The following is a 12,108-nucleotide window of genomic DNA, read 5'->3' as shown; positions in this document are numbered from 1 at the left end:
ACAAGGCGTTTATCGTTTCGGCTGCGCCGGAAGTGGGGCGAATTATAGACAGATCTGGAGGGGCGTCAACCGTTAATTCACACCTTTTTCGCGGTAGCTGGTTTTCGCCCCGCTAGACGGGGAATACGCCGCGCCACGGCAGGAACTCGAAGCAGCATCAGGAATGCGCCGACAGCCGCGTAGATCGACCACTCCTCCAGGTCTGCACGAACGATCCAGAGGAAGTGCAGCAACCCCAGCCCCAGCACGGCATAGATGAGGCGGTGCAGTTGCTTCCAACGGCGACCCAGCCGCCGCTGGCTGTAGCGGTTCGATGTCACGGCCAATGCCAGCAGGCACAGGAACGCCAGGCTTCCGACGATGATATAGGGACGCTTGCTCAGCTCGACGCCAAGCTGCCCCCAGTCCAAACCAAGCACGAAGAACAGATAAGCGGCCAGATGCAGGCATACATAGGCAAAGCACCAAAGGCCCAATTGACGGCGTACGGCTATCCAGCCCGGCCAGCCAGACAGCTTTTGCAAGGGAGTCATGCACAGGGTGATCAACACCAGAATCAAGGTGCCCAGACCCAGACGATCGACAAGCACCTTGCCCGGATCGGGCCCCAAGGCAAATATCCACGCCTGGTACAGCCACAACAGCGGCCATACGCAGGCGACCACGAATACACTCAAACGCCAGAACGGGTAACGCATCAGTAGTTTTTCCGCAGATCCATGCCGGTATAGAGGGATGCCACTTCCTCACCGTAGCCATTGAACATTGCCGTCTCGCGGACGTTGGGGCTGAACAGCCCGCTGGGCAGGCGCCGTTCGCGAGCCTGTGTCCAGCGCGGATGGTCGACTTCCGGGTTCACGTTGGCATAGAACCCGTACTCGCTCGGTGCAATGTTTTCCCAGGTCGTCTCTGGCTGCTCGCTGACCAGGCTGATCCGGACGATGGACTTGATGCTTTTGAACCCGTACTTCCACGGCACCACCAGGCGCAAGGGTGCGCCGTTCTGGTTGGGCAGTTCGCGGCCGTACATGCCGACGCCGAGAATCGCCAGCGGATTCATCGCTTCGTCCAAGCGCAGGCCTTCTACATAGGGCCAGTTGATCAAGGCGAAGCCAGAACGCTGGCCAGGCATGGTCTTGGGATCCTGCAAGGTTTCGAAGCGGATGTACTTGGCTTTCGAAGTGGGCTCGACCTGCTTGAGCAAGGCCGAGATGGGAAAGCCGATCCAGGGGATGACCATGGACCACGCCTCGACACAGCGCAGCCGATAGATCCTCTCCTCCAACTGATAGGGCTTCATGAAGTCTTCGAGCGCATAGCGCCCGGGTTTGGCGACCTCACCGTCTATCACGACCGACCAGGGTTCGGTTTTCAAGGCACCGGCATTGACTGCTGGGTCGCCCTTGCCGGTGCCGAACTCATAGAAGTTGTTGTAGTGGGTGGCATCCTTGAAAGGCGTGATCGCCTCGCCTTGCACGGTGACCGCGCCCCAGCGGGTTTGTCCCAACTTGTCATTCAGCCAGGCAGGCGGACTGCTGGTGTCGACGCCTTCGTAGCGTGACGGGTCGGCAGCGGATGCCCAGGAAGGAAGTGCCGAAACGGCCAAGGCTGTTGCGGTGGCGCCCATGAGCGAGCGGCGGGAGAGATAGATCGATTCGGGGGTGACTTCGGACTCTTTGCAGTCCGAAGCACGCGGTAGCTTGATGAGCATGGTGCCTCCGTAGCCTTGGCTGTATTCAACATACCAAGAGACTACGGATTATGCGTGAAATTGAATTTAGTCGGCTTTTTTGTGACGACGCATGCGTAACAAATACTGTATCGGACCTGACGCTGCATAGGCGAGGAAGATCAACAGCAGAATGCGGGGCGGATCGCTGAACACCACCGCGAACACCAGCACGACCGCCAGGATGGCCACGAAGGGTACGCGCCCCTTGAGATCCAGTTCCTTGAAGCTGTTGTACTTGATGTTGCTCACCATCAGCATGCCTGCGGCGGCTACCAGCAAGGCGACCAGGAATGACATCTTCGAGCCCTGGATGCCGTAGTCGCTGAACGCCCATACCAGACCGGCGACCACACCCGCCGCGGCAGGACTGGCCAGACCGATGAAATAGCGTTTGTCAGCCGTACCGACCTGGGTGTTGAAGCGGGCCAGTCGCAAGGCGGCACCCGCGACGTAGATGAAGGCCACCATCCAGCCAACCTTGCCCATGTCACCCAGTGCCCAGCCAAAGGCGAGCAGTGCAGGTGCGACACCGAACGCGACCATGTCGGAAAGTGAATCGTATTCCGCTCCGAAGGCGCTTTGGGTGTTGGTCATGCGTGCCACTCGGCCATCGAGGCTGTCGAGGACCATGGCGACGAAGATGGCGATGGCTGCGTAAGCAAAGTACTTGCTGGCTTCGGCAGCATTGCCGGCGCTCTGGGCGCTGATCGAGTTGATGATCGAGTAGAAGCCCGCAAACAGGTTCGCCGTGGTGAACAGGTTGGGCAGAAGATAGATACCGCGGTGCCGGACTTTACGTCCTTCGGCGTCATGCCCTTCTTCGACATGCTCATCGATCGGCAGGAGGCTTTCGGCGTCAGGAGCCTTGTTTGGCTCTTGGGGACGTTCGCTCATGGACAATACCTTGCAACGGTGTGGAAAGTTTCGACAGGCGTCTGGGTCGAGGGTTCGACCGCAAAACGTTGCAGCTTTATACCAGAAGCTTGCCACCATAACGAAAAAACGCGGCCGGGGCCGCGTTTTCATCGCTTGGAACTGTATCAGTTCTTGGCTTTGTCGACGATCTTGTTGGCAGCGATCCAAGGCATCATGGAACGCAGCTGCTCACCAATGACTTCGATGCCATGAGCGGCGTTGTTGCGGCGCTTGGCGGTCATCGATGGATAGTTGGTGGCGCCTTCGTTGATGAACATCTTGGCGTATTCACCATCCTGGATGCGCTTGAGTGCGTTGCGCATCGCCTGGCGGGACTCGGCGTTGATGACTTCAGGACCGGTCACGTACTCGCCGTATTCGGCGTTGTTGGAGATCGAGTAGTTCATGTTGGCGATACCGCCTTCGTACATGAGGTCGACGATCAGCTTGAGTTCGTGCAGGCACTCGAAGTAGGCCATTTCCGGTGCATAACCGGCTTCGACCAGAGTTTCGAAGCCGGCCTTGACCAGTTCCACGGTACCGCCGCACAGAACGGCCTGCTCACCGAACAGGTCGGTTTCGGTCTCGTCCTTGAACGTGGTTTCGATGATGCCGGTACGTCCACCGCCCACGCCCGAAGCGTAGGACAGCGCGACGTTCTTGGCGTTGCCCGAGGCATCCTGGTAGATGGCGATCAGGTCAGGGATACCGCCGCCCTTGACGAACTCGGTACGCACGGTGTGACCCGGCGCCTTGGGTGCAATCATGATCACGTCCAGGTCGGCGCGTGGCACGACCTGGTTGTAGTGAATGGCGAAACCGTGGGAGAACGCCAGAGTCGCGCCCTGCTTGATGTTGGGCTCGACTTCGGTCTTGTACAGCTGGGACTGGAATTCGTCAGGGGTCAGGATCATGACCAGGTCGGCACCGGCAACGGCGGTAGCGACGTCGGCAACTTTCAAGCCGTGGGCCTCAGCCTTGGCGACAGTAGCCGAGCCCTTGCGCAGGCCCACAGTGACGTCGACGCCCGAATCCTTCAGGTTGCATGCCTGGGCATGGCCCTGGGAACCGTAGCCGATGATGGCTACTTTCTTGCCCTGGATGATCGAGAGGTCGCAATCTTTGTCGTAGTAAACTTTCATTGAATATCACCTGTTATCTGGGCCGTTTCGGCCAGTCGCCAATTGAGTTAGATGCTCAGCACTTTGTCGCCGCGAGCGATACCGGTCACGCCACTGCGCACGGTTTCGAGGATCGAGGCGGTGCCGATAGACTGCAGGAAGCTATCCAGCTTGTCGCTGGTGCCCGTCAGCTGAACGGTGTAGACGCTACTGCTGACATCAACGATCTGCCCACGGAAGATGTCCGTGGTGCGTTTGATCTCGGCGCGTTGGGCGCCAGTGGCCTTGACCTTGACCAGCATCAGTTCGCGTTCGATGTGAGCGCTTTCCGACAGGTCTACCAGCTTGACCACCTCGATCAACTTGTTGAGGTTCTTCGTGATCTGTTCGATCACTTCATCATGCCCTACCGTGGTCAACGTCAGACGCGACAGGGTCGGGTCTTCGGTGGGCGCCACGGTCAGGCTTTCGATGTTGTAGTTGCGCTGCGAGAACAGCCCTACCACGCGCGACAGGGCGCCGGGTTCGTTCTCGAGCAAAAGTGAAATGATGTGCCGCATAATCAGGTCCGCTCCGTCTTGCTGAGCCACATGTCGCGCATCGAGCCGTCCTTGATCTGCATCGGATAGACGTGCTCGCCAACGTCGACCTGGATGTCGAGGAAAACCAGACGGTCGGTCATGGCGAAGGCTTCTTCCATTTTCGGCTTGAGGTCCTTGAGGTCAGTGATGCGCATGCCGACGTGACCATACGCTTCGACCAGCTTGACGAAGTCGGGTAGCGATTCGACGTAGGAATGCGAGTGACGACCGCCGTAGCTCATGTCCTGCCACTGGCGCACCATGCCAAGTACCCCGTTGTTGAGCAGGATGATCTTGACCGGCAGACCGTACTGCAGGCAGGTGGACAGCTCCTGAATGTTCATCTGGATACTGCCCTCCCCGGTCACGCAGGCAACGTGGGCATCGGGAAAGCTCATCTTGACACCCATGGCCGCCGGGAAGCCGAAGCCCATGGTGCCCAGGCCACCGGAGTTGATCCAGCGATTGGGCTTGTTGAACAGATAGTACTGCGCGGCGAACATCTGGTGCTGGCCCACATCAGAGGTGACGTAGGCGTCGCCCTGGGTGACTTCGCACAGCGTCTCGATGACCTTCTGCGGCTTGATCTTGGAGCCATCGCCCTTGTCGTAGGGGAACAGGCCGTTATCGCCACGCCATTCTTCGACCTGCTTCCACCAACTGGCAACGGTGTCCTTGTTCGGGGTTTCACCGATGTCTTTCAAGGTTGCGAGCATTTCGGTCAGGACGCTGTCCACCGGGCCCACGATCGGCACGTCTGCCTTGATGGTCTTGGAGATCGAGGCCGGGTCGATATCGATGTGGATGATCTTGGCGTTCGGGCAGAACTTGGCCGCGCCGTTGATCACACGGTCGTCGAAGCGGGCGCCCACGGCCAGGATCACGTCGGCATGGTGCATGGCCAGGTTGGCGGTGTAGCTGCCGTGCATGCCGAGCATGCCGACGAACTGACGATCCATGCCCGGATAGGCGCCCAGACCCATCAGGGTGTTGGTCACCGGCAGGTCGAGGATCTGCGCCAGCTCGGTCAGGGCGGCGGAGGCGCCACCGAGAATGACGCCACCTCCGGCGTACATGACCGGACGCTTGGCGGCCAGGAGCATTTCCACGGCCTTGCGAATTTGACCGGAGTGACCGCGAACCGCCGGGCTGTAGGAGCGCAGCTTGGCTTTCTTGGGATAGACGTATTCGAATTTTTCGGCCGGGTTGGTCATGTCCTTGGGGATGTCGACCACAACAGGGCCGGGACGACCGGACTGAGCCAGGTAGAAAGCCTTCTTCAGGACTTCGGGGATCTCCGAGGCGTGCTTGATCATGAAGCTGTGCTTCACGATGGGACGGGAGATACCGATCATGTCGGTTTCCTGGAACGCGTCGGTGCCGACCAAGGTGCTGGCCACCTGGCCCGAGAGGATCACCATCGGAATGGAGTCCATGTAGGCCGTGGCGATACCGGTAATGGCGTTGGTGGCACCCGGGCCGGACGTCACCAGTACCACGCCGGCCTTGCCGGTCGCGCGGGCATAGCCATCGGCCATGTGAGTTGCGGCCTGCTCGTGCCGGACCAGCACGTGCTCGACTGCGGGTTCCTTGAACAGGGCGTCATAGACATGCAGGAGGGCACCACCGGGGTACCCGTAGATGTGCTTAACGCCTTCGTCGCGCAGGAAGCGGACGACCATTTCAGCGCCAGATAAAAGCTCCACGTTGTTCACCTCTAAAACGCCAGAATACCGCTCCATGGGAACGGGTCTTAATAGGTTTACTGCCAGCAGAGCATGAGCGACGGTGGTCGCCGACGTACGTCAGCACTGACTGAGCAAGTATTGGGAGCACCCAAGTGTCACGGGCTTTCCCACCCAGCGCGAGGTAACGCGTTGCGGGTATTACGGGTCGGCGCTGGTGTGCGCCTGTGCTCTGCTGTGTGGGTCTGCTTCTGGCAGTCCCTGTACAGCGGACTTTGGATTGTTGTGATTCGTCTGCTGCAAGTCAAGTGATGCGTGCATTTTATTGCGCACCTGCACCCAAACAGCGCAATAAACCCTGTCTGGCTGATGAGCTATGGTAGTTTCATGCGTAACCAACCCTCAGAGAAGGCGCCATGCGTTCAACCGTTGCCGCAAGTTTGCTGCTGTTTGCCCTGTCCCCATGGGTGATAGCAGGGCAAATCTACAAATGGGTCGATAGCCAAGGCGTGACGCATTTTGATGCACGACCGCCCAACGGCGTTGAGGCGACCGCCGTGGAAGGCGTGAAGCCGGTGACCCCGCCCGAGCCAATTTCCAACGACGCGGTGATGAAAGCCAGTGGCGAGGCCGAGCAGCGCCGGATCGACCGCAAGGTGAAGTCGCAGGTGGCCGACGAGACGGCGCGGCGCAACGAGTTCTGTACCGGCGCCAGGACCAACCTGGCGCAGCTCAAGAACAACCCGCGGGTGCTTCAGCAGGTCAATGGCGAGGTCAAGCGCCTGACCGAGCAGGAGCGTCAGGCCAAGATCGAGGAAGTGCGCAAGGTGATCGACGAGCAGTGCACGTAAGCGTCTAGCGTACCTGCCCGATCAGCTCGTCGAAGCGCGCCAGGCTGGCGCGCAGGCCGCGGCTCTGGTCGGGACGATCGGCGTAGACCATTTCGGCCATCGCCAGAATGCCCGAGGCGTTGGGCAGAGGAAGATCCTGCTCGATGATGGTCTTCATGCGGGGCAGGAAGATCCACTGCAGCCACTGATCGAAGTCCAGAGTGTCAACGCTGAACGGCTCGACGCTGGCCAGCGCTTCGGCACTGGGTGGCACATCCTGCCACCAACCCTGCTGACGCAATTCGCGTTCGATCAACAGCAGATGCTCGGCGATCGCAAGAAAACGATCATCCATCACGAAGCGCTCTTGGCTTTCTGGCGAGCCAGGTTGGCTCCTGCTGCATCGCCCTGCTTGTCGCGCGACTGGGCGATGATGTTCCACAGGCTCGCTTGCAGATCGGGACGACCATTGGCGTAGGTCAGCGCTCGGCGGGCCAGTTGCTCGGCCTGGGCAGCGTCACCCTGGGCCAGCCGCACTTGCGCCAGCTTGTACAGCACCTGCGGCTCGCGCGGTGCGATGCGTTGGGCCCGCTCCAGGCTGGAGGAAGCGCCGTTCAGATCGCCGCCACCCTGCTGCTGCTGAGCGGTGGTCAACAGTGCCAGGACCGGGCCGTCCAGTTGTTCGTCGGCGGACAGGCCGCCACCGCTGCTGGCCCGCGGAATTCCGCTCGGAGCGCTGGCCGGCATGTTGTAGGTCGTGCTTGGCGCGGCCGGCGTATAGGCCGGCGCCTGGCTCACGGGCGCCGAGCTGCTGGGGCCGGGCACTATCGGGCCGGGGGTGATCGGCCCGGTGCTGATCGGCGCGCTGTTACCTGGCGCTGGGAAGCTCTGGATCGGCTGCGAGCCCGCCCCTTGCGGCACCATGACGACCACGCCGGAATCTTCGGTGATCGCCTGGGCCTGTGCCTTTGGACGAACCACGGTGGTCTGGCGGAAACCGCCGGTGCGCGATACCCGCTCGCCATTGGTGACCGCAGAGCCGGAATCAACCACTGGAATGGAGCCACGTTCCACGCTGGCGCAACCGTTGAGCAAAGCCAATGCCGTCAAGGCAGGAAACCACCACTTGTTCACTTCATTCCCCTTCGCTTAGTTCAACCAGCCTTTGACCCAGTCCATCACCGAATCGTCGGTGGCTGGATTGGCGCCGCCGCATGCGGTGCCTGGAGTCGGTTCGCTGCCACGAATATACGGCATCTGCACAGCGTTGGGGCAGCTTGCGTCCGAGCCCTGTCCGGTCTTGGCGTCGACCCAGGCCTGCACCACGTTTTCCGGGACAGGGGTATCCAGTGGCAGCGGATCGGCTTTCTTCATGAAGCTGGTCCAGACCTGCAGCGCACCGGTGGCACCGGTGAACGGTGTCTTGCCATTATCGTCACGGCCCAACCAGACCACGGCCAACACGTCCTGACTGAAGCCGGCGAACCAGCTGTCGCGCGAGTCGTTACTGGTGCCGGTCTTGCCGGCCAGATTCAGATTGCTCGGCAGCACGTTGTAGACCGAACGTCCGGTGCCTTCGCGCATCACCCGCTGCATGGCGTTCTGGATCAGGTAGATGGAGGCCGGGTCGAAGCGCTGCTGGATCTGGAACGGGTAGCGCTTGAGCGGCTCACCTTCGGCCGTGAGCACGCTGCGGATGCCCCGCATCGGCGTATTGAAACCGCCATTGGCCAAGGTCTGGTACATGGTTGCCACCTGCATCGGCGCCAGGCCGCCCGCCCCCAGCAACATCGACGGGTAGGGGGGCCAATCGACCTGTACGCCCAGCTTGCCGAGGGTCTTGAGCACGTTGGGCACGCCCAGATCCAGGCCCAGGCGGGCCGTCGACAGGTTGTAGGAATGGGCGAGGCCCTGATACAGGAACACCGTACCATTGGAATTGCGTTCGTAGTTCTGCGGCTTCCAGATCTGACCGTCTGCGCCCTTGACCGAAAACGGTACGTCCTGCACCCAACTGGTCAGAGTGTATTTGCTAGGCTGCTCAAGCGCGGTCAGGTACACCGCCGGCTTGATCAGCGAGCCGATGGGACGCACTGCATCGAGCGCGCGATTGAAACCGGCGAAACCCGGTACGCGGCTGCCGACCAAGGCCTGCACTTCGCCGCTTTCGGGGTTGGTCACGACCATGGCCGCCTCGACTTCATCGGCGCCTTTGCGCCCGGCCAGGCGTTTGAAGGTGTCGGTAACCGACGATTCGGCCTTCATCTGCAGGATCGGGTCGAAACTGGTGAAGATCCGCAGGCCTTCTTCGGTCAAGTCTTCGTCGCGATAATCGTCGCGCAACTGGCGCTTGACCAAGTCGAGGAAGCCGGGGAACGAGCTGTCGGCTAGGCTGCCGCGCTTGGTCACGCCCAAGGGCATCTTCTTGGCGGCGTCGACCGCTTCCTGAGTCGCTACGCCCTGCTGTGCCAGCAGATCGAGCACCAGGTTGCGGCGTTCCAGGGCCCGCTCGGGATTGCGCCGCGGGTTATAGGAGGACGGGCCTTTGACCATACCCACCAGCAATGCCACCTGGTGCAGCTTGAGCTCGGACAACGGCTGACTGAAGAAGAACTGGCTGGCCAGACCGAAGCCGTGCACGGCGCGCTGGCCGTCCTGGCCGACGAAAACCTCGTTGAGATAGGCCTCGAGGATTTCACCCTTGTCGTAGTGCAATTCCAGCAGCACCGCCATCATCGCTTCGGTCAGCTTGCGGGTCAGGCTGCGCTCGTTGGTCAGGTAGAAGTTCTTCACCAACTGCTGGGTCAGGGTACTGCCACCCTGGCGCATGGCGCCGGAAGAAGTATTGACCCAGATGGCGCGGGCGATGGACTTGGGCGAGACGCCAAAATGGTGGTAGAAGTCGCGATCCTCGACGGTCACCAGGGTGTCGAGCAGATAAGGTGGCACTTGATCGAGCTTGATCAGAATGCGGTCCTCGAGGTTTTTCGGGTACAGGCCACCGATCAGCAACGGTTCGAGACGCACTACTGCGACCTTCTTGCCACCGCTGCCGCTGAGTTCCGAGACGTAATCGCCGGAGAACTTCACACGCACGGCCTGGGGCTGTTCCAGCCCTTCGTAGAACTGGAAGCCACGGGTGTTCAGGTCGACCGTATTGCCATTGACCGAGTCGGTGCCCGGGCCATCGACGGTGGTTTGCCGACGGTAGCCGAGCGCATCGAGCTCGGTCAGGAAATCATTCTTGGCCAGCTTCTGGCCGACGAACAACTCCAGCGGGCGGGCGTACACCTTGGCCGGGATGGTCCAGCGCTTGCCGGAGAATTTCTCCTGGACCACGGCGTCCAGGTAGACGGCAAAGCCGGCGAGGATCACCAGGCCTACCAGGCCCAGCTTGAGGCCCCAGCCGAGCCAGGTGCGCAAGCCGCCAGATGGGGGTTTTTTAGGGGTACGGGAAGATCGGGTTCGAGTCATGGCGGCGGATTATACGCACTTTGATTTGTCGCGGGCAGGGACCGTTGGCGGTTTGCATCACCGCAGACACTGGCCATAATGACGGCCTTGAAATCATCCCAGCCTATGAAGGATCGCCTGTGAGCCAGACCCTGATCGCCGCCCTGCAAGACCCGGCCCTGTACCCGCATCCGGTGGAAGGGTTCCAGGTCATCGAGACGCACATTTCCTGGGTGATACTGACCGGCCCCTACGCCTACAAGATCAAGAAACCGATGAACTTCGGCTTTCTGGACTTCTCCGAGCTGGCCGACCGCGCCCACTTCTGCGCCGAAGAGCTGCGCCTCAATCAGCGCCTGACCTCCGACCTGTACCTGCAGGTGCTGCCGATCACCGGCAGCGCGGAAGCACCTGTGCTGGGCGGCGAAGGTGAGCCGATCGAGTACGCACTGCAGATGCGCCAGTTCGAGGGTGGGAATCTGTTGAGCACGCTGCAGGCCAACGGTGAACTGACCCAGGCGCATGTGGATTCGCTGGCACGGCAGATTGCCGACTTCCATCGTGCGGCCCCCGTGGTCGCCGATACGCACGAAGCCGGCACGCCGAAGGCGGCGATGGCTCCGGTCGAACAGAACTTCGAACAGATTCGCCCGTTCCTCACCGACAAGGATGACCTGGCCCAGCTGGATGCCTTGCAGGCCTGGGCACAAAGCAGCTATGTGCGCCTGGAACCGCTGCTGGCGCTGCGCAAGCAAGACGGGTTCATCCGCGAGTGCCACGGTGACATCCACCTGGGCAACGCTACCGTCATCGATGGCGAAGTGGTGATCTTCGACTGCATCGAGTTCAACGAGCCGTTCCGGTTCACCGACGTCTATGCCGACATCGCCTTCCTGGCCATGGACCTGGAAGACCGCGGGTTGAAGAGCCTGGCGCGGCGCTTTATCAGCCAATACCTGGAATTGACCGGAGACTATCAGGGCCTTGAGTTGCTGAACTTCTACAAGGCCTACCGGGCGCTGGTGCGGGCCAAGGTGGCGCTGTTCAGCCTGTCGCCGGACGCCACCGGCGTACAGCGTGCAACGACGCTGCGCCAGTACCGCAACTACGCCAACCTGGCGGAAAGCTACAGCGCTATCCCTTCGCGCTTCCTGGCCATAACCAGCGGCGTATCGGCAGTGGGCAAGAGTCACGTCGCCCTGCGCCTGGTCGAGGCGCTGGGTGCGATCCGCCTGCGCTCGGACGTGGAGCGCAAGCGCCTGTTCGGCACCCAGACCGCCGAGACGGGCCTGTATGACGCCAGCACCAGCGAAGCGACTTACCTGCACCTGCACAAGCTGGCGGAACACGTACTGCGCGCCGGCCTGCCGGTGGTGATAGACGCGACGTACCTCAAAGCCGAGCAACGCGCGGCAGCGGCGCAGATCGCCGAGTCCACCGGGGTGCCGTTCCTGATCCTGGATTGCAACGCGCCGGCAGCGGTGATTTCCAGCTGGCTGCAGCAGCGTCAGGCCCACTCCGACGACCCTTCCGATGCCACCCAGGCGGTGATCGACGCTCAGCAGGCGAGCCGCGAACCCTTGAGCGAGGCCGAGCTGCTGCAGACCCGTCGCGTGGAAACCCATGAAAGCGGCAGTCTGGACAAACTGGTGGAGCAGATCCGCCAACGCCTGCCAGGGCTGTAACACACTGTAGCGCTCGATCCGAACAGACCGGCCACGCAGCACGCCGGTCTGCCGCCACTACACTGTTTGCTGCTGCCTGCCCCATCGTCCCCCCTCTCATGCCTTG

The 12,108-nt window shown here is 61.3% G+C and carries 11 protein-coding genes; 2 read left to right on the top strand and 9 right to left on the bottom strand.

Annotated features, from left to right (window positions below):
* Positions 1-77: 77 nt before the first annotated feature.
* From msrQ to BLV18_RS03030, 6 genes are all read right to left on the bottom strand, one after another.
* The gene (gene msrQ / locus BLV18_RS03055) at positions 78-698 is read right to left on the bottom strand and encodes a protein-methionine-sulfoxide reductase heme-binding subunit MsrQ (RefSeq protein WP_090356269.1); all 621 of its coding nucleotides are present in this window, start codon (positions 696-698) and stop codon (positions 78-80) included.
* A complete protein-coding gene (msrP, locus tag BLV18_RS03050) occupies positions 698-1,711 on the bottom strand; it encodes a protein-methionine-sulfoxide reductase catalytic subunit MsrP (protein WP_090356267.1) in 1,014 nt (337 codons plus the stop codon). Before msrP ends, msrQ begins: the two co-directional genes overlap by 1 nt.
* A 66-nt stretch (positions 1,712-1,777) precedes the next feature.
* Entirely contained in the window at positions 1,778-2,626 is an 849-nt protein-coding gene (pssA, locus tag BLV18_RS03045; protein WP_049858695.1) for a CDP-diacylglycerol--serine O-phosphatidyltransferase, read from the bottom strand.
* 146 nt (positions 2,627-2,772) lie between these two features.
* Entirely contained in the window at positions 2,773-3,789 is a 1,017-nt protein-coding gene (ilvC, locus tag BLV18_RS03040; protein ID WP_049858694.1) for a ketol-acid reductoisomerase, read from the bottom strand.
* A 47-nt stretch (positions 3,790-3,836) separates the two neighbouring features.
* Positions 3,837-4,328, bottom strand: coding sequence for an acetolactate synthase small subunit (gene ilvN / locus BLV18_RS03035; RefSeq protein WP_049858693.1), 492 nt, complete (start codon positions 4,326-4,328; stop codon positions 3,837-3,839).
* A gap of 2 nt (positions 4,329-4,330) precedes the next feature.
* Entirely contained in the window at positions 4,331-6,055 is a 1,725-nt protein-coding gene (locus BLV18_RS03030) for an acetolactate synthase 3 large subunit (protein WP_090361976.1), read from the bottom strand.
* A gap of 395 nt (positions 6,056-6,450) precedes the next feature.
* Between BLV18_RS03030 and BLV18_RS03025 the strand changes: the two genes are divergently transcribed.
* Complete coding sequence (locus BLV18_RS03025) at positions 6,451-6,885, top strand: DUF4124 domain-containing protein (protein WP_090356265.1); 435 nt, start codon at positions 6,451-6,453, stop codon at positions 6,883-6,885.
* Between the two features lie 4 nt (positions 6,886-6,889).
* Here the strand turns inward: BLV18_RS03025 and BLV18_RS03020 are convergent, their stop codons facing one another.
* From BLV18_RS03020 to mrcB, 3 genes are read right to left on the bottom strand one after another with little or no spacing between them, the layout of a single operon-like run.
* A complete protein-coding gene (locus BLV18_RS03020; protein WP_056845258.1) occupies positions 6,890-7,219 on the bottom strand; it encodes a YqcC family protein in 330 nt (109 codons plus the stop codon).
* A complete protein-coding gene (locus tag BLV18_RS03015) occupies positions 7,219-7,998 on the bottom strand; it encodes a tetratricopeptide repeat protein (protein WP_090356262.1) in 780 nt (259 codons plus the stop codon). Before BLV18_RS03015 ends, BLV18_RS03020 begins: the two co-directional genes overlap by 1 nt.
* Before the next feature lie 15 nt (positions 7,999-8,013).
* Positions 8,014-10,338 carry a penicillin-binding protein 1B gene (mrcB, locus tag BLV18_RS03010; RefSeq protein ID WP_090356258.1) on the bottom strand — a complete coding sequence of 775 codons (2,325 nt, stop codon included), beginning with the start codon at positions 10,336-10,338 and terminating at the stop codon, positions 8,014-8,016.
* Between the two features lie 119 nt (positions 10,339-10,457).
* On the opposite strand from mrcB, the gene BLV18_RS03005 reads away from it, so the two are divergent.
* A complete protein-coding gene (locus tag BLV18_RS03005) occupies positions 10,458-12,002 on the top strand; it encodes a bifunctional aminoglycoside phosphotransferase/ATP-binding protein (RefSeq protein WP_090356254.1) in 1,545 nt (514 codons plus the stop codon).
* Positions 12,003-12,108 lie beyond the last annotated feature (106 nt).

Source organism: Pseudomonas coleopterorum, from assembly GCF_900105555.1.
GTDB lineage: Bacteria > Pseudomonadota > Gammaproteobacteria > Pseudomonadales > Pseudomonadaceae > Aquipseudomonas > Aquipseudomonas coleopterorum.
Note: the sequence above shows the minus strand (reverse complement) of the source record. Positions and strands in the feature narration are given on the sequence as shown.